The organism is Janthinobacterium sp. BJB426 (assembly GCF_002735705.1).
Taxonomy (GTDB): Bacteria; Pseudomonadota; Gammaproteobacteria; order Burkholderiales; family Burkholderiaceae_D; genus Janthinobacterium.
In genome coordinates, this window is sequence record NZ_PDZL01000001.1 from 614,218 (window position 1) to 640,078 (window position 25,861).

Consider the following 25,861-nt stretch of genomic DNA (forward strand, 5'->3'; position numbering starts at 1 on the left):
ACGGTTTGCGAATTGCCGGGCATCGGCTACTTCGCCACCTCCCGCACCGGTATCGGCGCATTGCACAGGTCGACATGGCCGGCCGTGACCTTGCTCCATGGGCCGCCGCGGTGGCGCTGGGCTTCCAGCACGGCCTGATAGGCGGCGCTGTCGGTGCGCATCACTTCCAGGTTGCTGCGTTGCCCGGCCGGTACGCTGGCGGCCAGGCGGATGGCCTTGATCGGCACGTTTTTCTCGGGGCTGTCATAAAAACCCATGGGGCCCGTGCCGCGTGGCAGGGTGGACAGCAATGGCATGCCGGAGACGACCCTGCCGACGACCGTGATGTCGCGGTCCAGGTGGCGCGGCGACTGGCCGATGACGGCGTACAGCTCCGTGCCACCGCCGCTGTCACTGGCGCTGTCGCGCCCCACGCCCACGGTGGCATAGCAATGCGTGAGCCAGGCCGTGCCGGTTTTCGGATCGCGCGCGGACGGGAAGCCGTTCGAATGGCCCACTTGCGGCGCATAGCCGTCGACGTCCGGCAGGCGTGTGAAGCTCTTGACGTTTTTCAAGGGCACCGTAAATTCGCCGGGCAGGGTGCGCTGCGCATGCTGGATCGGTTTTGGATTTTTCTCGTTCGGATCGCCCCACTGTGCCACCCAGTTGTCCTGCGCACGGGTGATGGCCAGGCCGTCGTAATACTGCTCGGCCACCAGGGCCTTGATGTTGGCCACGTGTTTCGGCGCGAAGTCCGGCGCCAGTTCGATCACCACGCGGCCGGCGGGAATGTCCAGGTACAGGGTGTTGTCCGGATCCAGCGCACGCCAGTCGGACGGTTTCGAAGCCTTGATCACGTCGGCCAAGGTCGCCTTGGCGGGCAGTTCGGTGGGCGCCTTGATCCGGACGGGCGCCGCGTGGGCGGTCAGATGTGCAAGGCCCAGTACGGTGGCCATGGTCAGGCCGCTCAGTGGGTGTCGATACATGTTTTCTCCTGGTCGACGCGGGTTGCGCCGTGCAGAAAGTGTATACCGGAATGCCAATATTTCGTTGGAAAAACATTGCAGACAGCAATCCTGACAGTTGCCTGCCGATAAGGCGATTCCTTAACCTTTACTTAAATTGCCACGCCGCCAAGGGCGCCGCATAATTAATCCAGAAATATCGGCCCGGGGACTGCCGTTGCGCCGGTCCGGTGGTGTATGATTCCGCCGCTACCTTTAGGGAAAAATATATGGATTTTGTGCAATTCCTCGACATGATCGTGCATGTCGACAAGACGCTGGGTCTCTTGATCGAGCAGTACGGCACCCTCGTGTATGCGGTGCTGTTCGCCATTATTTTTTGCGAGACAGGCCTCGTGGTGCTGTTTTTCTTCCCTGGAGATACCTTGCTGTTTATCGCCGGCGCGTTTTGCGCGACGGGACAGATGCACCTGGGCTTGCTGATTTTCCTGCTCGTCACGGCGGCCGTCACGGGCAACACGCTCAATTACTGGATAGGCGAGGCCATCGGGCAAAGGGTGTTTACCCACGATTACCGCTGGATCAACAAGGATGCCATGCGCCGCACGCATGAATTCTTTGAAAAGCACGGCGGCAAGACCATCATCCTGGCCCGCTTCGTGCCCGTGGTGCGCACCTTCGCGCCGTTCGTGGCCGGCATTTCCGACATGACGCATGCGCGCTTCCAGATGTACAACGTGACGGGCGCCCTGCTGTGGGTGGTCGGTCTGGTGACGGCGGGCTACTTCTTCGGCAATATCCCGTGGATCCGCGACCACCTGACCTTGATCGTGCTGATCGGTGTCGGCGCCGCCGTCGTGCCGGTGGTACTGGGCGGCATGTGGAAACTCTACAAGCGCATGGTCGGCAAGTCGGCGTAAGGCCGCATGGATACGGGGCAAGCGCGCTGCGGCACAGTCCGCAGCCGGCCCCGGATCCCGTTTTTCCCTGCCTCGTTTCTGTTTTACTCCCGCGTTGATTCAAGTTTTGTTGCTTTCCAGCCGTAAACCAGAGGGTATTCTCACTTTCTGGATTTCCATGCGACATTTGAGCGCCCTGTTAGCTTGCAGCCTTGCCGCGATGACGGCCATGGCAAGCGCCAAAGATGCCCCCGCCTCCGCGAGCGCCACCGCATCCGCGCCGATGTCGGCGTCGGCGCGTGCGGCCGCCATGAAAACCCTGACCGAATCGGTGAAGGGCAAGGAGGCCAAGGCGCCAGTCGTCGTTGCGCCCACGGCGCGCGAAAAGGAAGAAGCGGCCGAAGTCGACCTGTCCGAACGCATCGCCGCGCGCCTGGCGGAAATGCGCGCCACCCAGGCGGCCCGCGCCGCCGCCCGTGCCAAGCGCGCCGCCGTGGTGAAGGCCGCGCCGCCGCCACCGCCGCCTGTGCCGCGCGGCACGCACTGGTCGTACGAAGGCGACAGCGGCCCGGCCCACTGGAGCAAGATCAATGTCGACTGGGCCAAGTGCGGCAATGGCAGCCGCCAGTCGCCGATCGATATCCGCGACGGCATGAAGGTGGAGCTCGAGCAGATCAGCTTTGACTACCATCCGTCGTCGTTCAACGTGGTTGACAATGGCCACACGGTGCAGGTGGGCGTGAGCGGCGGCAATTACATCACGGTGCAGAACCGCATGTTCGAGCTGCAGCAATTCCATTTCCACCGTCCGTCCGAAGAGCGCATCAATGGCAAGGCGTTCGAGATGGTGGTGCACCTGGTGCACCGCGACGCGGAAGGCCGGCAAGCCGTGCTGGCGCTGCTGCTGGAGCGGGGGGCGCCGCAGGCGACCATCCAGACCGTGTGGAACAATTTGCCGCTGGAAAAATTCGAGACCATGCAGCCGACCATCCTGCTCGACCCGGCCGAGATGCTGCCGACGCGGCGCGATTACTACACCTACATGGGATCGATGACGGAGCCGCCTTGCAGCGAAGGCGTGCTGTGGATGGTGATGAAGCAGCCGGTGCAAGCCTCGCCGGCGCAGATGGCGCTGTTCAGCCGCTTGTATCCCTTGAATGCGCGCCCGATTCAGCCTACGAACGGCCGCATCATCAAAGAGTCCAATTAAACGAATGCGAGGCGCTGGCGGCCGGTCCATTCGGCGCCGGCGGCCAGCAGGTCGGGCTGGATCAGGGCAGGCTCGATGCAGATGAAGCGCGGCTGCTCGTCGTCGGCCAGGTCGGGCAGGGCGGCCGCGTCTTGCGCGCCCGGGTTCCACACGACGGCGTCCGTAAAGCCCTGCTGCTCCAGGCGCAGCGTATGGCTGCCAGACTGCAGGCTCAAGGTGCCCGGCAGCTGGTAGTAGATGCGGTCCAGTTTGTCCGAAAATTGCAGTACTTCTTCCGCCTGCAAGGCGTCTTGCGGCGTCTCGTCCGAGTAGCGCACGCGCTGCAAGCCGCCAATGCGCGCTTCGCTCAATTGATCAATCGCAAAATAACTGTGCAGGGCGGCCGAGAATGGAAACGCCTGCTCGCCCGTGTTGTGCACGGACAGGTGCAGCTCCAGTGATTGGGCCGTGACGGCAACGCGCAGGCGCAGGGTGAAGTTGTATGCCCAGCTGGCGGCGATCGCTTCCGGCAAGTCAGCCTGGGTCAGGACAAATTGCGCCCATGCGGCACCATCAGCCTCACCGCTCGATTCCAGCTGCCAGGTCGCCACGCGCGCAAAGCCGTGGCGCATGCCCGTGCCGCGCGCGCCGAACTGGGGAAAGATCACGGGCACGCCGCCCCGGATGGCGCGGCTGCCGTCGAGCGCGGAATCTCGGCTGCAGAACAGGCGCTCCTGGCCATCGCTGGTCTGCCACGAGACCAAGTGGCCGCCGTACAGGGTGACGGTCGCTTGCGCGCCATCGGCGGCGCGGATGGTCACGGCCGGCAGCTCGCCAAAGATACTCTCGCTCATGCTAGGCTTTCATGTCAGGTCAGGCGGCTTTTCGCCAGCGGCGGATTCTTGGCAAAATAATTCTTGATGCCCGTGACGATGGCGTCGGCCATCTGGTCCTGGTAGCCGTTGTCGGTCAGCTTGGCTTCTTCTTCCGGATTCGAGATGAACGCCGTCTCGATCAGGATGGAAGGGATGTCCGGCGCTTTGAGCACGGCGAAGCCGGCTTGCTCGACGGAGCCCTTGTGCAGGCGGTTGATGCCGCCGATTTCGCGCAGCACGGCCTTGCCCAGCTTCATGCTGTCATTGATCTGCGCCGTCGTCGACAGATCGAGCAGCACGCTGGCCAGCTGCTTGTCGTGGTTCTTCACGTTCACGCCGCCGATCAGGTCGGCCTGGTTTTCCTTGTTGGCCAGCCAGCGCGCGGCCGTCGAGGTGGCGCCCTTTTCGGACAGCACGAAGACGGACGAGCCGCGCGCCGTCGGCTGGATGAAGGCGTCGGCGTGGATCGAGACGAGCAGGTCGGCCTGCACCTTGCGCGCCTTTTCCACGCGCATGCCCAGCGGGACGAAGAAATCGGCGTCGCGCGTGAGCATGACGCGCATGTTCGGCTGCAGTTCCAGCTTGGTCTTGAGGCGCTTGGCAATGGCCAGCACCACGTCTTTTTCGCGGCTGCCCCGGCTGCCCATGGCGCCAGGGTCTTCGCCGCCGTGACCGGGATCGAGCGCGATGGTAATCATGCGCACCACTTTCTGGCCCGGCAGCGGGCGCGCTTCGGGGCGCTGTTCCGGACGCACGTCGGGAACGAGCGGCACGATGGGCGCTGCCGGCGGCGCCACGGCGGCCACGGGCGGCTTGCCGCTCTCGGGCAGGGGCAGCGCGGGCGGCGGCGTATGCGTGCCGGCCATGGGCGGCTTGGCGGGGTCGCTCGACCAGTCGCCCTTTTCGATCATCTGCGCGATCAAATCCGGCTCGCGCACGGGATACAGGTCGAAGATCAAACGGTGGTTGTAGGAGCCGGCGGGCGGCAGGGTAAACAGCTGCGGCGTGACTTCCTCTTTCAGGTCGAACACCAGGCGCACGACATTGGGCCGGTTCTGGCCCACGCGCACCTGCTTGATATACGGGTCGTTCGACTGAATCTTCGCCACCAGGCCCTTGAGCGTGGGATTGAGTTCCAGGCCTTCGATGTCGACCACCAGGCGTTCCGGGTCCTTGACGATGAAGTGGGTCGCCTTGAGGATGCTGTCGTTTTCCAGGGTGACGCGGGTGTAGTCCTCGGCCGGCCAGACGCGCACGGCGAGAATTTGCGCCGCCATCGCCGACATGGGCGCGAACACGGACAACAGCAGGGTGCCGCCGGCCTTGAGGACCGTGCGCCGGGTGATGGGCGAGGAGATCAAAGGTTCGGGGCGAATTTGAGACGGTGAAGGCATGACAGACCCAATTCAGAAGACGCTTGCAATTCTACATCACGTCCTGTACCCGCAACGTTCAAATAAATATTCAGGTCGGCCGGCGGCAGCACCGGTTCGGCTTTCTCTGGCCATTCGACGATGCAGATATTGCGACCGTCGAAGTCTTCGCGAAAGCCGGCGTCGAGGAATTCCTCGGCACTGCCCATGCGGTACAGGTCGAAGTGGATGACGTTGACGCGCTGGCCATCGAGTTGCACCGTGTACGGTTCGGACAGCGTATAGGTGGGGCTTTTCACGTGGCCAGCATGGCCGGCCGCGTGCAACAGGGCGCGCGTGAGGGCCGTCTTGCCGGCGCCCAGGTCGCCGTGCAGGTAGATCGCCAGGCCCGGCGCCAGCGCGCGCGCCAGCGCGGCGCCCAGCGCGGCGGTGCCGGCTTCGTCGTGGAGGTGGGCTTTGAAGTGTTCGGTCATGATCTTCGGTATCGCATAAAATGGAGGCTGCTGTCATTGTAACCGCCCGCGCGCCTGCCGTTTTCCGTAAAGTCCCCTATGTCCGCCACCATCACCGATCTCGCCGTCCTGGCGCGCACCATCAAAGAATGGGGGCGCGAGCTGGGTTTTGCCGAGGTGCGCATCGCCGACGTGGACTTGTCGCACATGGAAGCGCCCTTGCAAGCCTGGCTCGATGCAGGGTACCACGGCGAAATGGACTACATGGCCAGCCACGGCATGAAGCGCGCTCGCCCGGCCGAACTGGTGCCGGGCACGGTGCGCGCCATCAGCGCGCGCATGAATTATCTGCCGCCGGCGCTGGGTCCCGACTGGCGCGCGCACGAGGCGGCGCGCGATGCCGACCCTGCCGCGGCCGTGATCTCCGTGTATGCGCGGGGCCGCGACTATCACAAGGTCATGCGTTCGCGCCTGCAGCAGCTGGCAGAGCGCATCAAGGGCGAAATCGGCGACTTCGGCTACCGCGTCTTCAGCGATTCGGCGCCCGTGATGGAAGTCGAGCTGGCGCAAAAGGGGGGGCTGGGCTGGCGCGGCAAGCACACCTTGCTGATCAACCGCCAGGGCGGTTCCTTCTTTTTCCTCGGCGAGATCCTCATCGACGTGCCTTTGCCCGTCGACCCGCCGGAGACCCCGCGCTGCGGCCAGTGCTCGGCGTGCATCACGGTGTGTCCGACGCAAGCCATCCTGGGGCCGTACAAGCTTGACGCGCGCCGCTGCATCTCTTACCTGACGATCGAATTGAAGGGCGCCATTCCCGTCGAGATGCGCCCTCTGATCGGCAACAAGGTGTACGGCTGCGACGATTGCCAGACTGTCTGCCCGTGGAACAAGTTCGCCCAGCGCGCCGTCGTGCCCGATTTCGACGAGCGCCACAGCCTGGGCAGCGCCGGCATGGTGGAGCTGTTCGCCTGGACGGAAGAAGAATTCAACCGCCGCATGGAAGGCAGCGCGATCCGCCGCATCGGCCACGAACGCTGGCTGCGCAACCTGGCCGTCGGCATGGGCAACGCGGCCGCCAAGGCCCGGGGCCAGGCCGACATCGTCGCGGCCCTGCTGTCGCGCCGCGAGCATCCATCGGCCATCGTGCGTGAACACGTCGAATGGGCGCTGGCCTTGCACGGCATCGCCTAGACCCTTTTTAAGCCTGCTTCAGGCGCAGTGCCGACCACTCACTATCGATGGCGACCATGGCCACGCTGTCGAGGCCTACGGTGTGCGCAAAGTCGCGGATATCGTCGCGGTGGATGTCGCTGCCCGCTTTGATTCCGCCCTTGCGGTATGCCACCCAGACGGCGCCGCCGGGCGCCAGGCGCGCCTGCGCCATCGGCAGGAACTGTTCCAGTTCCGCGCGGCTGCGCGCGTACAGCAGTACCCAGTCGGCCCTTTCTCCTTTACTCACCCGCCGTTCCGCCGGCAACTGCGCCAGCAATTCTCCATGTTCGCCGCCGTCATTGAGCACGGCCAGGGAGCTGGCATTTTTCACATACATTTTCTCAAAGGCGGATTTGTCAGGCATGGCATCGGCGTGTGGATGGTGAAAAGACGAGCATAACAAATTTCTCCTTGACTTATCGATATATCGTTATAAAATGGCGATACCTACTAACGATATATCTTTAAAGAGAAAACATGAGAAACTCACACCACACAGAACACGGCCAGCATGGCCATCACCATCATCACGGCCATTGCGGCCAGCATCACCAGCATGGCGAACACCGCCACGAACATCGCCATGAGCACCGCGGTGACTACTTCATGCATGGCCGCGGCCCGCGCGGCTTCGACGAGCGCGGTGATGGCATGGGCGGCATGGGCGGTGGTCCTGGTGGACGCGGCGGGCGCGGTGAACGGGCCGAGCGCGTCTTCGGCCGCGGCGACCTGCCCCTGATCGTGCTGGCGCTGATCGAAATCAGCCCCCGTCACGGCTATGAAATCATCAAGGCCATCGAAGAGCGTTGCGGCGGCGCCTACGCCCCCAGTCCGGGCGCCGTGTATCCGACCCTGACCTTGCTGGAAGAGCAGGACCATGTCACGTCCTCCGAAAGCGCCAGCGGCAAGAAGCTCTACACGATCACGGACCTGGGCCGCGCGTATCTGGACGAGAACCGTGCCCAGGTGGACGGCATCCTGGCCCGCCTCGACATGTTTGCCCGCGTCCAGGCGCGCAACGCCTTGCCCGAGCGCGTGCGCCAGGCCATGCACACGCTCAAGCATGCGCTGTTGCTGAACAAGACCAGCTGGAGCGACGCGGAAGCCGAGCGCGTATCCGCCGTGCTGGAACAGGCGGCGAACGCCATCGTCGACGGCCACTGAGCCCACTTTACAAGGATAAGCCATGACTACTGCATCACCAGCAACACCACGTCCGCATGCCATCGAGCGCGTGCGGCATGACTTGAAACTGCGCGTGCTCACCGTCGTGCGCACCGAGCAGATCACGCCGCACATGCGCCGCATCACCCTGGCCGGCGACGACCTGGACGGCTTTGTCTCGCCGGCGCACGACGACCACGTGAAACTGTTCTTCCCCGCCCGGGGGCAGGCTACGCCCGTGTTTCCCGTGCTGGGCAATGGCCCGAATCCCATCCAGTATGCGGAAGGCGCGCGCCCGATTGCCCGCAATTACACGCCGCGCCGCTACGACGCCGCGCGGCGCGAGCTGGAAATCGACTTCGTGCTGCATGGCGACGGCCCTGCGGCCAGCTGGGCGGCGCAAGCCGCGCCTGGCCAGACCCTGGGCGTGGGTGGACCGCGCGGCTCGATGCTGGTGCCGCTCGATTTCGACTGGTATGTGCTGGTGGGCGACCAGACGGCCTTGCCGGCCATCGCCCGCCGCCTGGAGCAGTTGCCGGCCACGGCGCGCGCGATGGCCGTGATCGAGATCGTCGAAGATGGCGAACAGATTGCGCTCGAGTGTGCGGCGCAGCTGGACGTGCGCTGGGTGGCGCGCAATGGCCGCAGGGGATCGCTGCTGCTGGAAGCTCTGGCGCAAGTGGCCTTGCCGCAGGATGGCGACGGCTATGTATGGGTGGCGTGCGAGCATGCGCAGGTGCAGGGCTTGCGTGGGCACTTTATTGACGCCGGGGTGCCGAAGCAGCATCTGCATGTGGCCAGCTACTGGAAGCATGGGGCGGCCGAGCATCATGAGCATCACGATGAGTGATGGTGGTGGTGTCGGCTTACGCGCGTTGCGCTAAGCCGACCTACTGCATTTACTTCAACAACCCCGCCAGCTCCACCGCCGTCTTGACCTGCATCTTGTCGAAGATATGCGCGCGGTGGACTTCCACGGTGCGCATGCTGATGCCCAGCTTGTCGGCCACCACCTTGTTCATCTTGCCCGCCAAAATCAGGTCCAGCACTTCGCGTTCGCGCGTCGACAGGGTGGCCAGGCGCGCATGCACGGCGGCCAGTTCGCCCGCCTGGCGCGAGTTGGCCAGGCCTTGCTGCACGCGGTCCATCAGGTCGTTGTCGTTGAACGGCTTTTCAAAGAAATCGAAGGCGCCCCGTTTCAGGCTGTCGACGGCCATCGGCACGTCGCCGTGGCCGGTGAGGAAGATCACGGGCAGGCGCGCCGTCAGGTCGCGCTTGACCAACTGGTCAAACAGGGCGATGCCGTTCATGTCGGGCATGCGCACGTCGAGCAGCACGCAGTCGCCGGCGGCGTCGAAGCTGCCATCGAGGCTATCGAGGAATTGCTGGGCGCTGGCGTAGTTGCGCGCCTCGATGCTGCGCGAGGCGGCCAGCCAGGACAGGGAGTCGCGTACGACCTCTTCGTCGTCAATGATGTGCAGCATGGTGTCTCCGGATTGTCGTTATGCGTTATTCGTTATTGCTTGGTGCGGCGCGCGGCGCGGCCGGTACGCTGAATGTAAAGATCGTACCGCCTGCGGGGTTGGCGCCGAAGGTCAGCGCGCCGCCGTGAAATTCGATGGCGGTGCGGCAGATGTTCAGGCCCATGCCCATGCCTTCGGACTTGGTCGAGAAAAACGGCGAAAACAGCCGCTCGGCCACATCCTGCGGGATGCCATGTCCATGATCGATCACGTCCACCGTCACCATGCCTTGCTGCGCGTCGTGGCTGGCCCGCAGGCGCATGATACGCCGTCCCGGCGCCGCGTCCTGCATGGCCTCGATGGCGTTGCGCGTCAGGTTCAGCAGCACTTGCTCGATCATCACGGGGTCGGCGCGCAGCAGCGGCAGGTCCGGCGGCAGCTCTTCCTGGATGGTGACATAGTATTTGCGCGCCTGCAGGTCGATCAGTGCGCGGATGCCGTCGATCAGGGTGCGGATGGCGATATCCTGGCGCTGCGGCTCGCTCTTGCGCACGAAATCGTGCACGCTGCGGATGATCTGGCCGGCCCGCTGCGCCTGCGCGCTGGCCTGTTCCAGCGCCGGCTTCAATGTATTCGGCTCGACGGGGACACCGCTGTCGATGGCGCGGCGGATCAAATTCAAGGCGCCCGTCGTGTAGCTGGAAATGGCCGCCAGCGGCTGATTCAGTTCGTGCGCCAGCATCGACGCCAGCTCGCCCATGGTGGCCAGGCGCGAACTCGTTTGCAGTTTTTCCTGCTGCTGGCGATTCAGTTCCTCGACCCGCTTGCGGTCCGAGATATCGAGCACGGAACCCATCCAGCCCGTCTGCTGGCCATTCTTGTCCACCAAGGGCGCCTCGAAGATCAGCACGGCCACGCGCGTGCCATCGGGACGCTGGAAATAGGTTTCGAACTGCGGCGTGGGATTGCCGGCCAGGGCCTTGACGAAGCGCTGCTGGTATTCCTCCAGCGCCTCGGGCACCCAGTAGGGCATCGGCGGCAAACGGCCCAGGATTTCCTCGGGCGGATAGCCGACGATCTGGCAAAACGCGGGATTCACGTAGGTGACTCTGCCTTCCAGGTCGCGCGCGCGCATGCCCGTCACCAGCGAGTTTTCCATCGCCGTGCGAAACAGCATCTGCTGGCGCAGCGCGCCTTCGGCCACCAGGCGGCGCGAAATGTGGCGCCACAGGGCCAGCAAGCTCCACAGCAGCCCCAGCGACAGGGCGATGACGGAGCCGACCAGCAAATTGGGCAGCAGCTTGGGCTGGCTTTTCACGCTGTCGGTAAACAGGGTGATGGTGGCGCCGGGCACGTCGAGCGCACGCTTGTGCGTGTACACGCCGTGGCCGGGACCGGCGGCGGCGCGCCGCGCCAGCACCTTGTCGTCGCGGTCGATCAGCGAAATCTGGTTATCCTGCGCAAACCACCACGGCACCATTTCATCGAGCAGGCTGCTGATCTGGTAGGTGGCCACCAGGCTGCCCACGTAGCGCTGGCCATCGAACAGGGGCTGGTGGTAATCCATCAGCATGGCGCCCGGCGGCGCGTCGGGAAAGCCGCTCTGCTGCGAAGGCTGGGCGTACTGGCCCCGGTGCAAACGGCGCGCATTGTCGGCCGCCGTCAGCGAGGCGGGCGAAAACGACAGGGCATGCGGCAGGTTGTTGTCGCTGGTGGCCAGCACCTTGCCGCTGGTGTCGAGCCACAGCACGCGCTGCAATTCACGGCCATTGCGCAACATCTGCTGCAGCCGTTCGTGCACTTTTTCCGCCGACAGGGAGCTGCTGGCGATGTCCACGCCCAGGTTGAACAGGCTTTCCTCGTTGCGCGCCAACTGGAAGCGGATGGTCTGCTCCACCCACAGCGTATCGGCGATCAGCTGCTCCTGGCGCTCGTTGCTTTCCATCTGACGCGCCTGCCAGGGCAGCCAGAACAGGATGGACAGGAACAGCAGCAGCAGGATGACGGGCAGCAGCCAGCGCATCGGGCTCGATAGCTTGAAGCGGCGTGCAAGAGTGGGGGGAGTCGGCATGGCTGGCAGGGTAGCGGCTTATCGGGAGCCGGCTATTGTGGTTAACCACAATAGCGAAGGCAGTTTCTTTGGCACAATATCCAAGTAGACAAATAATAAAGTTTTTCAAAAACCACTCAGGAGACAATAATGCAGATGAAAACCATGTTCGTCGCGCTGTGCGCGGCCATAGGCGCCACCGCCGGCGTGCACGCTTACGCGCAAGCCCCCATCGTTATCAAGTTCAGCCACGTCGTGGCCACCGACACGCCGAAAGGCCAGGCCGCCGAACGTTTCAAGCAGCTGGCCGAAAAAGCCACGAATGGCAAGGTCAAGGTCGAACTGTACCCGAACAGCCAGCTGTACAAGGACAAGGAAGAACTCGAAGCCCTGCAGCTGGGTGCCGTGCAGATGCTGGCACCGTCGCTGGCCAAGTTCGGCCCGCTGGGCGTGAAGGAATTCGAAGCCTTCGACCTGCCCTACATCTTCCCCACCAAGACGGCGCTGTACAACGTCACCGAAGGCGAAATCGGCAAGAGCCTGCTGAAAAAACTGGAACCCAAGGGTATCACGGGCCTGGCTTACTGGGACAATGGCTTCAAGGTGATGTCGGCCAACAAGCCGCTGCACAGCCCGGCCGACTTCAAGGGCCTGAAAATGCGCATCCAGTCGTCGAAGGTACTCGACGCGCAAATGCGCGCGCTGGGCGCCAATCCGCAGGTGCTGGCCTTCTCGGAAGTGTATCAGGCGCTGCAGACGGGCGTGGTCGACGGCACGGAAAATCCGCCATCGAACATGTACACGCAAAAGATGCATGAAGTGCAAAAGCACGTGACCGTGTCGAACCACGGCTACCTGGGCTATGCCGTCATCGTCAACAAGAAATTCTGGGATGGCTTGCCGCCCGATATCCGCGGCCAGCTGGAAAAAGCCATGCGCGAGGCAACCACGTTTGAAAAAGCCATCGCCCAGCGCGACAACGATCAGGCCCTCGACGCCATCAAGAAAGCGGGCAAGACGCAGATCTACACCTTGACGGTGCAGGAACAGGCCGAGTGGCGCAAGGCGCTGGCGCCCGTGCAGAAGACCATGGAAGCGCGCATCGGCAAGGATCTGATCTCGGCCATCAACAAGGAAAGCGCGAAGTAATCGCGCTGGCCGCGCCACCCGGCGCGGCTGTCAGGGGCATCCCTGTCTTTCTGCAGCAACGGCACCTGCGCGTCCTGCGTGGGTGCCAGCGTACCCGCATTCTTTGAAAGTCCACCATGAAATTTCTGGATCACCTGGAAGAGTGGCTGATCGCGACCCTGATGGGCGCGGCCACCCTCATCATCTTCGTCGCGGTCGTGCACCGCTACCTGGCAGGCTTGCCGATACCGGTCGTGCAAGACTTCCTGATACAAATCAATACCAGCTGGGCCCAGGAACTGTGCATCTACATGTTCGTCTGGATGGCCAAGTTCGGCGCCGCGTACGGCGTGCGCACGGGCATCCACGTGGGCGTCGATGTCTTGATCAACCGCATGAACCCGCGCTGGCGCGACCGTTTCATCGTCTTCGGCCTCGGTGCCGGCGCCCTGTTTACGGGCATCGTCGGTACTTTGGGCGCCAGCTTCGTGTGGTCGATCGGCCACACGGACCAGACTTCGGCCGACATGGAAGTGCCGATGTGGCTGGTCTACCTGGCCGTGCCGCTCGGCTCCTACCTGATGTGCTTCCGCTTCCTGCAAGTGATGGTGCATTTCATCAAGACGGGCGCCTTGCCAAAACACGACCATTCGCACGTCGAGGGCCTGGAAGACGAACTGACGGCTGAAGAAAAAGGAGCCAAGGCATGAACGCGCTGATCATTTTTGTATTGCTGCTGGCGTTGATGCTGACCGGCATGCCGATCTCCATTTCGCTGGGCCTGACGGTACTGACGTTCCTGTTTACCATGACCAGCGTGCCCATCGAATCGGTGGCCCTGAAGATTTTCACGGGCATCGAGAAATTCGAGATCATGGCCATCCCGTTCTTCATTTTGGCGGGCAACTTCCTCACGCATGGCGGGGTGGCGCGGCGCATGATCAACTTCGCCAGCTCCATGGTGGGCCACTGGCATGGCGGCCTGGCGCTGGCCGGCGTGATGGCGTGCGCGCTGTTTGCCGCCGTCTCCGGTTCCAGCCCGGCCACCGTGGTGGCGATCGGCTCCATCATCCTGCCGGCCATGGTCAAGCAGGGCTACCCGCGCGGTTTCGGCGCCGGTGTCATCACCACCTCGGGCGCGCTGGGCATTTTGATACCGCCATCGATCGTGATGGTGATGTATTCCGTCAGCACGAACACGTCCGTTGGTAAACTGTTCATGGCGGGCGTGATTCCCGGCATGATGCTGGCCATGTTGCTGGGCCTGACCACGTGGTTTTTGGCGCGCAAGCACAATTATCCGCGCATGAAAAAGGCCAGCTGGGGCGAGCGCTTCGTCACGTTCAAGAAGAGCGCCTGGGGCTTGCTGCTGATCGTCATCGTCATGGGCGGCATCTATTCGGGTGCCTTCACGCCGACGGAAGCGGCCGCCATGGCTGCCGTGTACGCCTTCATCATCGCCGTCTTCGTCTACAAGGACTTGAAGATCAAGCAAGTGGGCAAGGTCTTGCTCGATTCGGCCGCCATGTCGGCGATGCTGTTGTACATCATCACCAATGCCGTGCTGTTCTCGTTCCTGATGACCAGTGAAAACATTCCGCAAGCGATGGCCGAGTGGATTACGGGCAAGGGCCTGGGCGTGATCAGCTTCTTGCTGGTGGTCAACGTGCTGCTGTTGTTGGCTGGTAACGTCATGGAGCCGTCGTCCATCGTGCTGATCATGGCGCCGATCCTGTTCCCGGTCGCCATGAAGCTGGGCATTGACCCTGTGCACTTCGGCATCTTGATCGTGGTCAATATGGAGGTCGGCATGTGCCATCCGCCCGTGGGCCTGAACCTGTACGTGGCGTCCGGCATTACGAAGATGGGCATCTCGGAGCTGACCGTGGCCGTGATGCCATGGCTGCTGACGATGCTGGCCTTCCTGGGCCTGATTACCTACGTACCACAAATCTCGCTGTGGCTGCCAAATTTAATTTACAACTAAAACAGTTGTCCCCGTCATGGTGCAAAAAAAGTCGATCCGGCCGAATAAATGCGCTATGATGGGCAGCCTTAAGGGGAAACACGTATATGCATATGCGCCCCGGTAGCAAGGCTGAAATACAGAATTGGCAACAAGGTTAGTGGGGGAGTGGTCTATAAAAACGGTATTGATACCGGGGATATATTGAGGAGACACACGTTTCACAGAAGTTGTTGAGTCATAGCTGTCTGCGGCCACAAGCCGGCACCGGCGGACCCAAACGACCGGGAACGTGAAGCAATATTTGAAGCGCACCGACTGGTGCGCTTTTTTTTCGTGCGCGGGAAACGTCCGCCGGCACGCCCAAAGTCGGTGCATAATCGCCAGGGCGCAGCCAGATGCGCCGGCAGGTTGTATATTTGCCACACTTGAACAATGATCAGCAGATGAAAAAACAACAGGGCAGTGAACTGTTCAGCGCCATCGTGGCCGCGCCGTTCGGCGCCATGGGCGTGCGCGCGCAGGATGGCCAGTTATGCGAACTGGTCTACCTGCCGCCGCACTTCGCGGAAAAAGACGCGCAGGATGCCGTTTCCGAGCGGGCGTGCCAGCAGCTGGCGCGCTATTTCCGCGATCCCGATTATGTCTTCGACCTGCCACTGGCCGCTTCGGGCAGCGCTTACCAGCAACGGGTCTGGACGGCGATTCGGGGCATTGCGCGCGGCCAGGTGCGCACCTATGGAGACGTGGCGCGCCTGATCGGCTCGGCCCCGCGCGCCGTGGGCCAGGCTTGCGGCGCCAACTGGTTTCCCGTGGTCATACCCTGCCACCGCGTGACGGCCGCTGGCGGCCTGGGTGGCTTTGCCCACCACGACGATGCGACGGGCTTCCACCTGGGCGTCAAGCGCTGGCTGCTGGCGCATGAAGGCGTGGCGGGCATGGGGTGGTCAACACGATGATGAACAGCCTGCTGGCGCCCGACAACGCTACCCTGATCGATGAATTCTGCGACAGCCTGTGGCTGGAAGACGGCCTGTCGAAAAACTCGCTCGATGCCTACCGGCGCGACATGCGGCTGTTTGCGCGCTGGCTGGAAGTGGCGCGGCCCGGGCGTGAGGGCCTGTACGACGTGTCCACGGCCGACATCGAAGCGTATTTCGCCGCCCGCCACGACGAGAGCAAGGCCACGTCGTCGAACCGGCGCCTGTCCGTGCTCAAGCGGTTTTACCAGCTGGCCTTGCGGCACAAGCATATCGCGGCCGACCCGTGCCTGAAGATGGTCTCGGCCAAGCAGCCCGCGCGCTTCGTGCATACCCTGAGCGAAGCGCAGGTGGAAGCCTTGCTGGCGGCGCCCGACGTGAGCACGCCGCTGGGCCTGCGCGAGCGCACGATGTTGGAACTCATGTATGCGAGCGGCTTGCGCGTGTCGGAACTGGTGGACTTGAAATCCGTGGAGCTGAGCCTGAACGATGGCGTGCTGCGCATCACGGGCAAGGGCAGCAAGACGCGCCTGGTGCCGTTCGGCGAACAGGCGCGGCTGTGGATAGAGCGCTACCTGAAGGAAGCGCGCGGCGTCATCCTCGACGGGCAAATGGACGACGCGTTGTTCGTCACGCGGCGCGGGGGCGCCATGACGCGGCAAATGTTCTGGGTCATCATCAAGAAACACGCGCTGAGCGCCGGCATCACGGCGCCGCTGTCGCCGCACACCCTGCGCCATGCGTTCGCCACGCATTTGCTCAACCATGGCGCGGACTTGCGTGTTGTGCAATTGTTACTGGGACACTCCGATATTTCCACCACGCAGATTTACACGCATGTGGCCCGCGAACGGCTGAAACTGCTGCATGCGCAGCATCATCCGCGCGGCTAAAAATTTTGTATTTGCTCCAACTGCGTCATAATGTGCCCTATGTGCTTATCTGTAACAATAAAAAACTAAAGAGGTAGTAAATGGCCAAGACAAATTTCCAATACGAAAAACGGCAAAAAGAGCTGGAAAAGAAGAAGAAAGCCGAGGAAAAAGCCAGACGCAAGCTGGAAGCGAAGAATAATCCGAAGCCGGCCGATGGCAGCGAGGGCGATGAGCCGGAAGCGGACGACGCCGACGACGCCGATGATGCAGATCCGGCCGCCGAAGGCGACGCTCCCGTCCAGCCGCAGTAACTCTCCGTTCTTGACGACCGGTGCGGCACCATCGCCGCGCCGGTATCCCCTCGTTTTACTTTCTCCCCGCTACAAGCGCGGCCGCTGGCCAAGCGCCAGTTGCAGCTGTGTGCTGGCGATGGCCGCATCGGCGCGCGCCTGCACATAGCCCTGGTACGCTTCATCGGCCGAACGCTGCGCCGCCAGCCATTCCAGCAGCGAGGCATTGCCTTTGACGTAAGACAGGCGCATGCCATCGATCACCTTTTGCGCATCGACCAGCACGCCATCGCGGTAGCGTGCCAGCCTGTCTTGCGCCGCACGCAGTTGCCGCTGCGCCGTGCGCACTTGCGTCTCCGCTGCCAGTTCCGCCTGGCGCAGGGCCAGCATCGCCTGCGTCACACTTGATTCCGCCTGCACCACATCGCCCTTGTCGCGCCGCGACAGGGGAATGGGGATGGCCAGCGAGATGGACAGCGCGCGGGAGCGGGACGCGCCATCGACGGGATTGCCGTTGGCATCGATGCCGTCATGGTAGCCGCGCGCGGCGGCCAGGCCCACGGTGACGGTCGGGTCGACGGCGCGATTGGCGCGCACCAGCGCCGCGCCATCGCGCAGATTGTCCAGGGTGGCGCGAGCGATGCGCACATCGCTGCGGGCGTTGAGCGCCTGCGGCACCAGCACCCTGGCATCCTGGTCGGCATACGCGGCGAGGTCGCACGCCAGTTGCGCGTCCGGAAACAGAATCTCGAACTGGCGCCCCAAGGGCGGCGACAAATTCAACATGGCGCTGTCCGCCTCGCTGCGCGCCTGCGCCAGCTCGGCCTGGAACTGGTCGCGTTCCACGCGTGACTGCAGCAGCTCGATACCGCCCACGTCGCCCGCCTTGCGCCGCACTTCGTTCGCTTCCACCACTGTCGACAGGGCCGCCATGGTCTGCTCCTTGCGCGCGACGACTTCGCGCGTGCGGCACGCTTCCGTGAACGCGGCTGCGGCCGTGCCATACAGTTCGCTCTTGAAGCCGGCCACCGTTTCCTCGGCCAGCGCGACATTGCTGTGCGCCGCCTTGATGCGCGCGGCGCGTTTGCCGCCCGTCTCGATGGCCATGCTGATGGCCGGATTCCACGTGACGGGACGGTGTTCGACGCTGCGCACGGTTTCGCGCGTGGCGCCCAGGGTAAACTCGGGATCGGGACGCAAGCCGGCGATGCCGATGCCGGCCTTGGCCGTAACGATGCCTTCCTGCTGCGCTTGCAGTTCCAGGCTGTGGCTTTCCACGGCGGACAGGTAGGTGTCAAAGCTCAAGGGCGTAGCAAGGGCGCATGGCGCGATCAGCCAAGCCGCCAGCAATACATTAAAACGTGTCATGGGGTTCTCCTTCGGTGTGCGTCTGGCGTTTTTGCAGGTGCGCCTCGATCAGGTAATACAGGGCCGGCAACAGCAGCAAGGTCAGTGCGGTCGCCGTCACCAGGCCGCCCACCACGACGGTAGCCAGCGGACGCTGCACGTCGCTGCCCAGGCCTGTCGCCAGCATGGCCGGTGTCAGCCCCAGGGCGGCCACGGTGGCTGTCATCAGCACGGGGCGCATGCGGTCGCGCGCGCCTTCCAGCACGGCGTCGCGCAAGTTTTTTCCCTCGTCGCTGCGCAGGCGGTTGATCTGCGCCAGCATCAGCACGGCATTCAGGACGGCCACGCCGAACAGGGCGATGAAACCGACGGCGCTCGACACGTTCAAGGTCATGCCGCGCAGGTGCAGCGCGGCCAGGCCGCCCAGCATGGCCAGCGGCACAGCCAGCAAGACCAGTGCGGGCTGGCGCAGGTTGCGGAACTGGCCAAACAGCAGCAGGAACATGGCGCCCAGAGTCATCGGCAGGATCAGCGCCAAACGGCTTTGCGCGCGCTGCAGGTTTTCAAACTGGCCGCCCCATTCGACGCTGATGCGCTGGTGCTCGTTTGCCACGGCCTGCGCCACCAGCGGGCGCGCTTCGGCCAGAAAGCCGGCCAGGTCGCGTCCGCGGGCATTCAGGCGCACGATGATGTGGCGCCGTCCCATTTCGCGCACGATCACGCTTTCGCCCGAGGTGGTGCTGATTGTCGCCACCTGCGCCAGCGGAATCCTCGCGCCATTGGCGGCCGTCAGTTTCAGGCTGGCGATGGCGTCCGGGCTGGAACGCGTGGCGGGCGGGAAGCGCACGGCGATGTCGTAGCTTTTCTCCCCGACATACACCTGGCCGATGGGGGCGCCGCCGATGCCGGTGGCAATCAGGTCAGCCACGTCGGCCGCATTGATGCCGTAGCGAGCTGCCTTGGCGCGGTCCAGTTCCACTTTCAGGTTGGGCAGGGGCGGCTCGACGTCCACGGCCACGTCGGAGGCGCCGTCGACGGTCTTGAGCACATTGGCCACCTTGCCGGCGATGGCGCGCACTTCATCGAGGTCGTTGCCGAAAATTTTCACCGTCAGGTCGCTGTGCGCGCCCGACAATTTATCCTGCACGCCGTCGATCATCGGCTGCATGAAGGCCACGGTAAAACCGGGCATGCGCGCGAAGCGCGCGTTCATTTTGGCGATCAGCTGCTGCTTGCTCATGCCGGACTTCCAGCTTTTGTACGGATGCAGTCCCACGCTCGCCTCGATGTGCGACGGCGTCCAGTAATCGGTGCCGTCGTCGTTGCGCCCCGTCTGTGTGACGATGGTCGACACTTCCGGAAATTCCAGCGCGGCGCGGCGCAATTCGCTGGCCATCTCGGACGCCTTGTCCAGGGTGATCCCGGGTGGCATCTGCACCTGCAGCCACAAGGAGCCTTCATCGAGGTAGGGCAGGAAGTCGCGCCCGATACTGCCGCCCAGGATGGCAAGCGCTGCGAGCGATCCTGCGCACACCATCGCCACCCAGCGCTTCTTGCCCACCATGCGCTCGAGGAAGCGGCCGTACGCGCCCGCCAGCTTGTCCAGCGCGCGGTTATGGAAGGTGCGGCGCGGCTTGCGCAAGGCCAGCCAGGCCAGGCCGGGGATCAGCACCAAGGCCACCACCAGCGCGCCCACGAGCGCCGCGCCGACCGCATACGCCATCGGCGAGAACAGCTTGTATTCGATGCGCTGGAAGGCGAACAGGGGCAGGTAGGCGGCGATGATGACGGCCATGCCGAACATGATGGGGCGCGCCACCTGCAGGGTGGCGTCGATGGCGTCCTGCAGGGTCAGGGGCCGCTCCTGTTCCCGTTCGCGGCGGCGCAGCATATTTTCCAGCACCACTACGGAACCGTCGACGAGGATGCCGAAGTCGATCGCCCCCAGCGACAGCAGGTTGGCGGGAATCTTAAAGTGGTGCATGAAGATAAAGGCGATCAGCAGGGCCAGCGGGATCGTCAGCGCGACGATGGCGGCGGCGCGCGGGCTACCCAGATACAGCAGCAGCACGAGGGCGACGAGCAGCATGCCTTCGCCCAGGGTGAATCCGACTGTGTGCAGGGTGGCGTCGATCAGCGAGCTGCGGTCCAGGTAGGGCACCACCTTGACGTCCTTCGGCAGCAGGTTGGCATTCAAGTCATCCACGGCCGCATGGATGCCGGCCAGCGCTTCGGACGGATTGAAGTCCTTGAGCAGCAGGGTGATGCCTTCAATGGTGTCGGGATTGTCGTCCTTGCCGAGGATGCCGCGCCGCTCCACGTTGCCGTAAGCGAGCTTGCCCAGGTCCTTCACCAGCACGGGCACGCCGTCCTTGCTGCTGACGACGACGTTGCCCATGTCGTCGAGGGTATGCAGCAAGCCCACGCCGCGCACCACGTACGACTGCTGGCCGCGGTCGATGACGCTGCCGCCGCCGCTGATGTTGTTGGCGTTGATGGCGTCCTTGACCTGGGCCAGCGAGAAGCCGTAGCTGTCGAGTTTTGCGGGGTCGAGCTCCAGCATGAACTGCGTCGTCAGGCCGCCGAAATTGCTCACGTCGGCCACGCCGCGCACCTGCTGCAGGCGCGGGATCACCGTCCAGAACTGCAGTTCGGACAGTTCGCGCAGGGTGCGTTTTTTCGATTCCAGGGTGTAGCGGTAGATCTCGCCCGTGGGCGAGGTATAGGGATCGAGCCCCGGCTTGGCGTCGTACGGCAGATTGACGCTGGCCAGGCGCTCCTGCAGCCGTTCTCGCGTGAAGTAACCGTCGCTGCCATCTTCGAACACCACGGTGATCAGCGACAGGGCGAACAGGCTGCGCGTGCGCAGCACGTGCATGCCCGGTGTGCCCAACAGGGCGCGTTCGAGCGGAATGGTGATCTGCTGCTCGATTTCCTCGGCGCCCAGGCCCGGCACCTGCGTGACGATCTGCGAGGTGACGTCGGCGATGTCGGGATAGGCTTCGATGGGCAGCTGCTTCCAGCAATAGACGCCGTAGGCGGCGACAAACAGCAGTACCAGCCAGACGATGCCGCGCCGCTGGCAGCAGGTGGCGATGAAACGGTCAATCATTGAGCAGCACTCCTTCCTTGACGACGATGCGTTCGCCGGCCTTCAGGCCTGAGACGATTTCCACCTGTTCTCCATGGCTGGCGCCCACTTCCACCGTGCGCGGTGCGAATACCAGCGCGCTGCGCTCGACCATCACGCGCGTCGATGGCCCGCTTTGCAGCACGGCGGCCGCGGGCACGAGGAGGGCGCGGCGGGAAGCGCCGGCGAATCCCGCGTGGGCGAACATGCCGGGCTTGAAGGCGCCGGCGCGGTTGTCGATGGCTACACGCACCTTCACCGTGCGCGTCTCGGGATCGAGCACGGCGCCCACATACGCGACCTTGCCCTCGAAAGCCTTGCCGGGCCAGGCGTCGACGGTGATGCTGGTCTTTTGTCCCACGGCCACCTGCGCCAGGTCCCGCTCGGCCACGTTGGCCGACAGCCATACGGTGGACAGGTCGGCCACCGTCATGACGGGCGCGTTGATATCGTTCCAGTAGCCGCCCTGGGCGCCTTCCATGGCGATCACGGTGCCAGCGATCGGCGAACGCAAGACATAGTCGCGGCGTGTGCCGCGTGTGTCGCGCGCGCCGGCACCGTACTGGGCCAGCTTGTCGGCGCTGGCCTGCGCATCGCTGCCGGCCTGCGCAAAGGCCGCCTGCGCCGCTTCGTATTCCTTGCGAGCGGCGATCTCCGCGTCGAACAGGGTTTTCTGGCGCTCGAGTTCCTGGCGCGCCTGCAGCAGGGCGGACTTCGCCTTGCTGTCGTCCGCGTAGGCGGCGCTCAGCTCCGCCGAATCGAGCGTGAACAGCGGGTCGCCCGCTTTCACGCTGTCGCCAAGGGCGCGCTGCAAGCGCGTGATGCGCCCGGCCAGCGGCGGCGTGATCTTCACCAGTTTTTCCGGCATGGCTTCGATGCTGCCCGGCGCCTCCGTCTGCGTGGCGATCTCCTGTTCCTGCACGGCGGCGATCTGCAGGCGCTGGCGCAGCGGCGACATCTTGTCGACGGCGATGCTGCCATCGTCCAGGTGCATCGACTGGGCGGGCGGCGCGGCTGCCGCCGTCGGCTTGGCGCAGCCGGCCAGGGCCGAGCAGGCGAGAGCGAGGGCGCAGCTGGCGCCCAGGGCGTTGCGGGTGGTCGTGTTCATCCCGTGTTTCCTTGTTATTGATGGTGATGGGGCATGCGTGGATGCCGTGCCCGGGCGGGCAATGAGAGGGACGCAGTGGCGCAGGCAGCGTCACTACAGCGCCGGGAAAGCATAGCAATGTGCTCCTGAAGAAGCGCCCAAGAACGCCTGAATCATTCTTCAGGTTCGGTGCGCGCACGGTGGGGCGCGGTAAAATGCAAAGCATGGAAAACAAGGCGCGACGCGAAAGGCAGGCATGAGAATCCTCCTGGTGGAAGACGACCGCAAGGCGGCGCGCCTGCTGGCGCGGGGCTTGCAGGAAGAAGGCTTTGTCGTCGACGTGGCGCACAGCGCGGAAGAGGGCGAGGATGAAAGCTACGCCGTCGACTATGACGCCATCGTGCTGGACTGGATGTTGCCGGGCAAGCAGGGCATCGACTTTTGCCGCGACTTGCGCGCGCGTGGCATCCAGACGCCCGTGCTGATGCTCACTGCGCGCGACGCCACGGCCGACCGGGTGGCGGGCCTGAACACGGGCGCCGACGATTACCTGACCAAACCGTTTGAATTCGAGGAACTGCTGGCGCGCATCCGCGCCTTGCTGCGCCGCTCCGACATCAGCCGCCCGCTGGTGCTGGCGCTAGCCGACCTTACGCTCGACCCCGTCAGCCACCAGGCCACGCGGGCCGGCATGCCGCTGGTGCTGACGCCCAAGGAGTACGCAATTTTATTGATCCTGCTGCGCCAGGCGGGCGAAGTGGTCAGCCGCGCGCGTCTGGCCGAGCAGATATGGCAGGCGGACCTGATCGGCATCGATAACCTGATCGACGTCCACGTGCGCAACCTGCGGGGGAAAGTGGATGCGCCAGGCTTGCCGCCCTTGATCCATACGGTGCGCGGACGCGGCTTTCGCCTGGCGGAAAACAACGGTGGCTAGCTTTCGCAAACGCCTGCTGCTGGTGCACCTTGCCGTCATCCTCGCCATCGTCGCCTGCACGGCGCTGGCCGGCTACTGGGGCCTGTCGCGCGCCGTGCATGGCCAGCTCGATGCGGCCCTGCTGGCGCTGGCCGAGACGGAAATGGCCATGCTGCCGGCCGCGCCGCGCCAGCCCGTGCAGGTGCACGAGGTGGCGCCGGGCCTGGCGCAGCCCTCATTGACGCGCCTCGACCGCCTGGTGCAGATCATCGATGGCGAAGGCCGCGTGCTGGCGCGCAGCCGCAACCTGGAGGCGGCGCAGCTGCCGGCGCCGACCGCCCTGCTGGCGCGCCTGGCGGCCGGCGAGACTGTTTTCGAGACGCTGCCCAAGTTCGGCGAAGAGCCGCTGCGCATGGTGTCGATTCCCGTGCCCACGTCCGGCGCGGGCCTGGCCGTGCAGGTGGCCGGTTCGCTCGACGACACCAATCACGTGCTGGCTGCGGCCACCGTGCTGTTTGGCGCCATGGCGCTGGCCTTGCTGGCGGCCGTGGGGCTGGCTGGCGAAATGCTCACGCGCCGCGTGCTGGGCGCCATCGACGACGTGGTGGACCAGGCGCATTCGATCGGCGAAGCCAGCCTGCACCAGCGCCTGCCCCATCCCGGCACGCAGGACGAAATCGGCCGCCTGGTCGATACCCTGAACGCCATGCTGGACCGCCTGGAACACGGCTACGATGCGCAGCGCCGCTTCACGGCCGACGCCTCGCACGAATTGCGCTCGCCCCTGTCGCGCCTGCGCACGGAAATTGAAATCACCCTGCGCCGCCCGCGCGAGTCGCCCGAGTATGTCGACGCGCTGGCGTCCTGCCTCGATGAAGTGCAGCGCCTGACGACCCTGGTGGAAGAATTGCTGATGCTCACGCGCCTGGACGTGGGCCAGGAGCGCAATGCCGTGGAAACCATCGCACTCAATCCGCTCGTGCAGGCGGCCGCGCAGCGCCTGGAAAAGGCAGCAGCGCAGCGCGGCATCCGCATTGTCTTCGATGGCAGTGTGCCCGTGCAGGCGCGGGTGGCGGCCGGCCCCGTGGATCTGGTGCTGGCCAACTTGCTCGATAACGCCGTGAAGTTTTCGCCGCCCGACAGCATCATCACTGTGCACGTGGCGCGCGAGGGCGAACAGGCGATCGTCGGCGTGGCGGATGCAGGACCGGGCATCGGTGTGGAAGACTTGCCGCATCTGTTCGAACGCTTTTACCGGGGCGCCCAGGCGCGCGCAGGCGAGGCGCCCGGCTTTGGCCTGGGCCTGGCCCTGTCGCAAGCCATCGTGCATGCGTATGGCGGCAGCATCGAGGCGCAGAACCGCCCGCAAGGCGGCGCCCTGTTCCTCATGCGCCTGCCGGCCTCAGATTGACGGCGCGACGCCTTCCCAGCGCACTTGCCGTACTTGCGGCCAGGCGCCCGCGCGGTTGACGAAGCGCACCAGCACGGCGCGCTGCACGGCCTGGCACAGCACCGTGGCGATCAGCTGCACCACTTGCCGGGCTTCGTCCCAGCTGCGCAGCATTTGCGACGGGGCCAGGCCCGCGCCTTTCAATTCGGCCAGCAGCAGGCGCACCACGTGGTCGGCTTGCGCGGCAGGGCAGGTGACGGTCAGGCGGTAGGTGGCCACGACAGGCGCTTGCCTGGCAAACCAGTGAAAGAATTTTTTCATCATCAGACTCCCCGTTCGGCGACAAATTCCGCGTTGTTGACCAGCGCCCAGCGCACGGCCGAGACGCTGCCTTCCAGGCTGACCTGGCTGACGATCTGCTCCAGCAATCCCAGGCTGGACAGGGGCGTGAGCAGGTCGGCGCGCACTTCGATGCGTCCCGCGTGCGCCGCGTCTTCGCTGTGCAAGGATTGCAGCATCAGCGCCGGCATGCCGCTGATCATGCGCAGCATGAGGTTGCGCACCTGGACTTCCTGCTCCGCCTCGCACACGGCCGTGACGCGGTAGATGCTTTCCGTCTCTATGCCCGCTTCGCTGCCGTGCGCGTTGATGCGTTGCGCCAGGTGGCGCAGCACCAGGTTGGCGATCAGCACGAAGCCCGTGCCGATGGCCGCTTCCAGCGCGAAGCCCAGGCCGCACAGGATGCCGATGGCGGCCGAGCACCACAGGGTGGCGGCCGTGTTCAGGCCCCGCACCGTCATGCCTTCGCGCATGATGACGCCGGCGCCAAGGAATCCAATGCCCGACACCACCTGCGCGGCGATGCGCATATGGCCGGCGCGATCGCCTTCAAGCACGGAAACCATCACGAACAGCGAGGCGCCAACGGACACCAGCGCGTTGGTGCGCAGGCCCGCCATGCGCTGGCGCAGCTGGCGTTCGGCGCCGATCATGGCGCCCAGGGTCAAGGCTGCGGCAACGCGCAGCGCAAAGTCAAATACCACCATCAGTTTCTCCCGGCTGGGGAGGAACAGGCGAGTGCAAGGGCGAAGACAATTCGTCCCGAAAGGGGGCAGCAGACGATAACGGTGG

Annotated in this window: 26 protein-coding genes; 13 read left to right on the forward strand and 13 right to left on the reverse strand. The window is 64.4% G+C overall.

Translation table 11 applies throughout. The features are described from left to right. Positions 1 to 26: 26 nt before the first annotated feature. Positions 27 to 965 (reverse strand): peptidylprolyl isomerase, encoded by a 939-nt coding sequence (locus tag CSQ93_RS02745; RefSeq protein WP_099376606.1) that lies wholly within the window; start codon positions 963 to 965, stop codon positions 27 to 29. 248 nt (positions 966 to 1,213) lie between these two features. On the opposite strand from CSQ93_RS02745, the gene CSQ93_RS02750 reads away from it, so the two are divergent. After that, positions 1,214 to 1,864: a VTT domain-containing protein gene (locus tag CSQ93_RS02750; protein ID WP_099376607.1), complete on the forward strand. Its 651-nt coding sequence runs from the start codon at positions 1,214 to 1,216 to the stop codon at positions 1,862 to 1,864. A gap of 99 nt (positions 1,865 to 1,963) precedes the next feature. On the opposite strand, the gene CSQ93_RS29300 is transcribed toward CSQ93_RS02750, so the two are convergent. Next, complete coding sequence (locus tag CSQ93_RS29300; protein ID WP_233516018.1) at positions 1,964 to 2,155, reverse strand: hypothetical protein; 192 nt, start codon at positions 2,153 to 2,155, stop codon at positions 1,964 to 1,966. On the opposite strand from CSQ93_RS29300, the gene CSQ93_RS02755 reads away from it, so the two are divergent. Then, entirely contained in the window at positions 2,154 to 3,053 is a 900-nt protein-coding gene (locus CSQ93_RS02755) for a carbonic anhydrase (protein WP_416208697.1), read from the forward strand. The two genes, CSQ93_RS29300 and CSQ93_RS02755, sit on opposite strands and share 2 nt — an antisense overlap. Here the strand turns inward: CSQ93_RS02755 and CSQ93_RS02760 are convergent. Genes CSQ93_RS02760 through tsaE form a run of 3 tightly spaced genes read right to left on the reverse strand, consistent with a single transcriptional unit; the run spans position 3,050 to position 5,753 of the window. Continuing rightward, on the reverse strand, positions 3,050 to 3,886 hold the full coding sequence (locus CSQ93_RS02760; protein WP_099376608.1) for a D-hexose-6-phosphate mutarotase: 837 nt from the start codon (positions 3,884 to 3,886) through the stop codon (positions 3,050 to 3,052). The two genes, CSQ93_RS02755 and CSQ93_RS02760, sit on opposite strands and share 4 nt — an antisense overlap. 14 nt (positions 3,887 to 3,900) lie before the next feature. Next, complete coding sequence (locus tag CSQ93_RS02765; protein ID WP_099376609.1) at positions 3,901 to 5,301, reverse strand: N-acetylmuramoyl-L-alanine amidase; 1,401 nt, start codon at positions 5,299 to 5,301, stop codon at positions 3,901 to 3,903. Beyond that, the gene (gene tsaE, locus CSQ93_RS02770; RefSeq protein ID WP_034746843.1) at positions 5,265 to 5,753 is read right to left on the reverse strand and encodes a tRNA (adenosine(37)-N6)-threonylcarbamoyltransferase complex ATPase subunit type 1 TsaE; all 489 of its coding nucleotides are present in this window, start codon (positions 5,751 to 5,753) and stop codon (positions 5,265 to 5,267) included. Before tsaE ends, CSQ93_RS02765 begins: the two co-directional genes overlap by 37 nt. A 78-nt stretch (positions 5,754 to 5,831) precedes the next feature. Here tsaE and queG point away from each other — a divergent pair, with 78 nt between their 5' ends. Continuing rightward, entirely contained in the window at positions 5,832 to 6,923 is a 1,092-nt protein-coding gene (gene queG, locus CSQ93_RS02775; RefSeq protein WP_099376610.1) for a tRNA epoxyqueuosine(34) reductase QueG, read from the forward strand. A gap of 7 nt (positions 6,924 to 6,930) precedes the next feature. Here queG and CSQ93_RS02780 read toward each other — a convergent pair whose 3' ends face one another. Further along, the gene (locus CSQ93_RS02780) at positions 6,931 to 7,308 is read right to left on the reverse strand and encodes a DUF3052 family protein (RefSeq protein WP_099376611.1); all 378 of its coding nucleotides are present in this window, start codon (positions 7,306 to 7,308) and stop codon (positions 6,931 to 6,933) included. 113 nt (positions 7,309 to 7,421) lie between these two features. Between CSQ93_RS02780 and CSQ93_RS02785 the strand changes: the two genes are divergently transcribed. Together CSQ93_RS02785 and CSQ93_RS02790 are read left to right on the forward strand one after the other, a co-directional pair. Then, on the forward strand, positions 7,422 to 8,108 hold the full coding sequence (locus CSQ93_RS02785) for a PadR family transcriptional regulator (RefSeq protein WP_099376612.1): 687 nt from the start codon (positions 7,422 to 7,424) through the stop codon (positions 8,106 to 8,108). Positions 8,109 to 8,130: 22 nt separating this feature from the next. Continuing rightward, a complete protein-coding gene (locus CSQ93_RS02790) occupies positions 8,131 to 8,958 on the forward strand; it encodes a siderophore-interacting protein (RefSeq protein WP_099376613.1) in 828 nt (275 codons plus the stop codon). A 49-nt stretch (positions 8,959 to 9,007) separates the two neighbouring features. Here the strand turns inward: CSQ93_RS02790 and CSQ93_RS02795 are convergent, their stop codons facing one another. Together CSQ93_RS02795 and CSQ93_RS02800 are read right to left on the reverse strand one after the other, a co-directional pair. Continuing rightward, the gene (locus CSQ93_RS02795) at positions 9,008 to 9,592 is read right to left on the reverse strand and encodes a response regulator transcription factor (RefSeq protein ID WP_034780029.1); all 585 of its coding nucleotides are present in this window, start codon (positions 9,590 to 9,592) and stop codon (positions 9,008 to 9,010) included. 25 nt (positions 9,593 to 9,617) lie between these two features. Further along, a complete protein-coding gene (locus tag CSQ93_RS02800; protein ID WP_233516005.1) occupies positions 9,618 to 11,642 on the reverse strand; it encodes a sensor histidine kinase in 2,025 nt (674 codons plus the stop codon). Positions 11,643 to 11,777: 135 nt separating this feature from the next. Between CSQ93_RS02800 and CSQ93_RS02805 the strand changes: the two genes are divergently transcribed. The 6 genes from CSQ93_RS02805 to CSQ93_RS02830 all read left to right on the forward strand — a co-directional run bounded on the left by CSQ93_RS02805 (position 11,778) and on the right by CSQ93_RS02830 (position 16,881). Further along, a complete protein-coding gene (locus CSQ93_RS02805; protein WP_374106368.1) occupies positions 11,778 to 12,770 on the forward strand; it encodes a TRAP transporter substrate-binding protein in 993 nt (330 codons plus the stop codon). Positions 12,771 to 12,886: 116 nt separating this feature from the next. After that, positions 12,887 to 13,459 (forward strand): TRAP transporter small permease, encoded by a 573-nt coding sequence (locus CSQ93_RS02810; protein WP_099376616.1) that lies wholly within the window; start codon positions 12,887 to 12,889, stop codon positions 13,457 to 13,459. After that, positions 13,456 to 14,736 (forward strand): TRAP transporter large permease, encoded by a 1,281-nt coding sequence (locus tag CSQ93_RS02815; protein WP_034746868.1) that lies wholly within the window; start codon positions 13,456 to 13,458, stop codon positions 14,734 to 14,736. The genes CSQ93_RS02810 and CSQ93_RS02815 overlap by 4 nt, the downstream gene beginning before the upstream one ends. A 425-nt stretch (positions 14,737 to 15,161) precedes the next feature. Next, entirely contained in the window at positions 15,162 to 15,674 is a 513-nt protein-coding gene (locus CSQ93_RS02820; RefSeq protein ID WP_099376617.1) for a methylated-DNA--[protein]-cysteine S-methyltransferase, read from the forward strand. Then, positions 15,671 to 16,588: a site-specific tyrosine recombinase XerD gene (xerD, locus tag CSQ93_RS02825; RefSeq protein WP_233516006.1), complete on the forward strand. Its 918-nt coding sequence runs from the start codon at positions 15,671 to 15,673 to the stop codon at positions 16,586 to 16,588. Before CSQ93_RS02820 ends, xerD begins: the two co-directional genes overlap by 4 nt. 80 nt (positions 16,589 to 16,668) lie before the next feature. Continuing rightward, positions 16,669 to 16,881 carry a hypothetical protein gene (locus CSQ93_RS02830; protein WP_099376618.1) on the forward strand — a complete coding sequence of 71 codons (213 nt, stop codon included), beginning with the start codon at positions 16,669 to 16,671 and terminating at the stop codon, positions 16,879 to 16,881. 69 nt (positions 16,882 to 16,950) lie between these two features. On the opposite strand, the gene CSQ93_RS02835 is transcribed toward CSQ93_RS02830, so the two are convergent. Genes CSQ93_RS02835 through CSQ93_RS02845 form a run of 3 tightly spaced genes read right to left on the reverse strand, consistent with a single transcriptional unit; the run spans position 16,951 to position 22,445 of the window. Beyond that, a complete protein-coding gene (locus CSQ93_RS02835; RefSeq protein ID WP_099376619.1) occupies positions 16,951 to 18,228 on the reverse strand; it encodes a TolC family protein in 1,278 nt (425 codons plus the stop codon). Then, complete coding sequence (locus tag CSQ93_RS02840; RefSeq protein ID WP_099376620.1) at positions 18,215 to 21,319, reverse strand: efflux RND transporter permease subunit; 3,105 nt, start codon at positions 21,317 to 21,319, stop codon at positions 18,215 to 18,217. The genes CSQ93_RS02835 and CSQ93_RS02840 overlap by 14 nt, the downstream gene beginning before the upstream one ends. Beyond that, on the reverse strand, positions 21,312 to 22,445 hold the full coding sequence (locus CSQ93_RS02845; protein ID WP_099376621.1) for an efflux RND transporter periplasmic adaptor subunit: 1,134 nt from the start codon (positions 22,443 to 22,445) through the stop codon (positions 21,312 to 21,314). Before CSQ93_RS02845 ends, CSQ93_RS02840 begins: the two co-directional genes overlap by 8 nt. 235 nt (positions 22,446 to 22,680) lie before the next feature. Between CSQ93_RS02845 and CSQ93_RS02850 the strand changes: the two genes are divergently transcribed. Then, positions 22,681 to 23,361: a response regulator transcription factor gene (locus CSQ93_RS02850; protein ID WP_092714122.1), complete on the forward strand. Its 681-nt coding sequence runs from the start codon at positions 22,681 to 22,683 to the stop codon at positions 23,359 to 23,361. Continuing rightward, the gene (locus tag CSQ93_RS02855; RefSeq protein ID WP_099376622.1) at positions 23,354 to 24,751 is read left to right on the forward strand and encodes a sensor histidine kinase; all 1,398 of its coding nucleotides are present in this window, start codon (positions 23,354 to 23,356) and stop codon (positions 24,749 to 24,751) included. The genes CSQ93_RS02850 and CSQ93_RS02855 overlap by 8 nt, the downstream gene beginning before the upstream one ends. On the opposite strand, the gene CSQ93_RS02860 is transcribed toward CSQ93_RS02855, so the two are convergent. Beyond that, positions 24,743 to 25,054, reverse strand: a complete 312-nt coding sequence (locus tag CSQ93_RS02860; protein ID WP_158301083.1) for a hypothetical protein — start codon at positions 25,052 to 25,054, stop codon at positions 24,743 to 24,745. The genes CSQ93_RS02855 and CSQ93_RS02860 overlap by 9 nt on opposite strands. Beyond that, entirely contained in the window at positions 25,054 to 25,773 is a 720-nt protein-coding gene (locus CSQ93_RS02865) for an MgtC/SapB family protein (RefSeq protein WP_199534232.1), read from the reverse strand. Before CSQ93_RS02865 ends, CSQ93_RS02860 begins: the two co-directional genes overlap by 1 nt. Between the last annotated feature and the right edge of the window lie 88 nt (positions 25,774 to 25,861).

What these genes read in the sequence shown, in the direction of transcription:
- CSQ93_RS02745 (WP_099376606.1), bottom strand. Translation starts at nt 965, where the DNA reads ATGTATCGACACCCACTGAGCGGCCTGACCATGGCCACCGTACTGGGC.
- CSQ93_RS02750 (WP_099376607.1), top strand. Translation starts at nt 1,214, where the DNA reads ATGGATTTTGTGCAATTCCTCGACATGATCGTGCATGTCGACAAGACG.
- CSQ93_RS02755 (WP_416208697.1), top strand. Translation starts at nt 2,154, where the DNA reads ATGAAAACCCTGACCGAATCGGTGAAGGGCAAGGAGGCCAAGGCGCCA.
- CSQ93_RS29300 (WP_233516018.1), bottom strand. Translation starts at nt 2,155, where the DNA reads ATGGCGGCCGCACGCGCCGACGCCGACATCGGCGCGGATGCGGTGGCG.
- CSQ93_RS02760 (WP_099376608.1), bottom strand. Translation starts at nt 3,886, where the DNA reads ATGAGCGAGAGTATCTTTGGCGAGCTGCCGGCCGTGACCATCCGCGCC.
- CSQ93_RS02765 (WP_099376609.1), bottom strand. Translation starts at nt 5,301, where the DNA reads ATGCCTTCACCGTCTCAAATTCGCCCCGAACCTTTGATCTCCTCGCCC.
- tsaE (WP_034746843.1), bottom strand. Translation starts at nt 5,753, where the DNA reads ATGACCGAACACTTCAAAGCCCACCTCCACGACGAAGCCGGCACCGCC.
- queG (WP_099376610.1), top strand. Translation starts at nt 5,832, where the DNA reads ATGTCCGCCACCATCACCGATCTCGCCGTCCTGGCGCGCACCATCAAA.
- CSQ93_RS02780 (WP_099376611.1), bottom strand. Translation starts at nt 7,308, where the DNA reads ATGCCTGACAAATCCGCCTTTGAGAAAATGTATGTGAAAAATGCCAGC.
- CSQ93_RS02785 (WP_099376612.1), top strand. Translation starts at nt 7,422, where the DNA reads ATGAGAAACTCACACCACACAGAACACGGCCAGCATGGCCATCACCAT.
- CSQ93_RS02790 (WP_099376613.1), top strand. Translation starts at nt 8,131, where the DNA reads ATGACTACTGCATCACCAGCAACACCACGTCCGCATGCCATCGAGCGC.
- CSQ93_RS02795 (WP_034780029.1), bottom strand. Translation starts at nt 9,592, where the DNA reads ATGCTGCACATCATTGACGACGAAGAGGTCGTACGCGACTCCCTGTCC.
- CSQ93_RS02800 (WP_233516005.1), bottom strand. Translation starts at nt 11,642, where the DNA reads ATGCCGACTCCCCCCACTCTTGCACGCCGCTTCAAGCTATCGAGCCCG.
- CSQ93_RS02805 (WP_374106368.1), top strand. Translation starts at nt 11,778, where the DNA reads ATGAAAACCATGTTCGTCGCGCTGTGCGCGGCCATAGGCGCCACCGCC.
- CSQ93_RS02810 (WP_099376616.1), top strand. Translation starts at nt 12,887, where the DNA reads ATGAAATTTCTGGATCACCTGGAAGAGTGGCTGATCGCGACCCTGATG.
- CSQ93_RS02815 (WP_034746868.1), top strand. Translation starts at nt 13,456, where the DNA reads ATGAACGCGCTGATCATTTTTGTATTGCTGCTGGCGTTGATGCTGACC.
- CSQ93_RS02820 (WP_099376617.1), top strand. Translation starts at nt 15,162, where the DNA reads ATGAAAAAACAACAGGGCAGTGAACTGTTCAGCGCCATCGTGGCCGCG.
- xerD (WP_233516006.1), top strand. Translation starts at nt 15,671, where the DNA reads ATGATGAACAGCCTGCTGGCGCCCGACAACGCTACCCTGATCGATGAA.
- CSQ93_RS02830 (WP_099376618.1), top strand. Translation starts at nt 16,669, where the DNA reads ATGGCCAAGACAAATTTCCAATACGAAAAACGGCAAAAAGAGCTGGAA.
- CSQ93_RS02835 (WP_099376619.1), bottom strand. Translation starts at nt 18,228, where the DNA reads ATGACACGTTTTAATGTATTGCTGGCGGCTTGGCTGATCGCGCCATGC.
- CSQ93_RS02840 (WP_099376620.1), bottom strand. Translation starts at nt 21,319, where the DNA reads ATGATTGACCGTTTCATCGCCACCTGCTGCCAGCGGCGCGGCATCGTC.
- CSQ93_RS02845 (WP_099376621.1), bottom strand. Translation starts at nt 22,445, where the DNA reads ATGAACACGACCACCCGCAACGCCCTGGGCGCCAGCTGCGCCCTCGCT.
- CSQ93_RS02850 (WP_092714122.1), top strand. Translation starts at nt 22,681, where the DNA reads ATGAGAATCCTCCTGGTGGAAGACGACCGCAAGGCGGCGCGCCTGCTG.
- CSQ93_RS02860 (WP_158301083.1), bottom strand. Translation starts at nt 25,054, where the DNA reads ATGATGAAAAAATTCTTTCACTGGTTTGCCAGGCAAGCGCCTGTCGTG.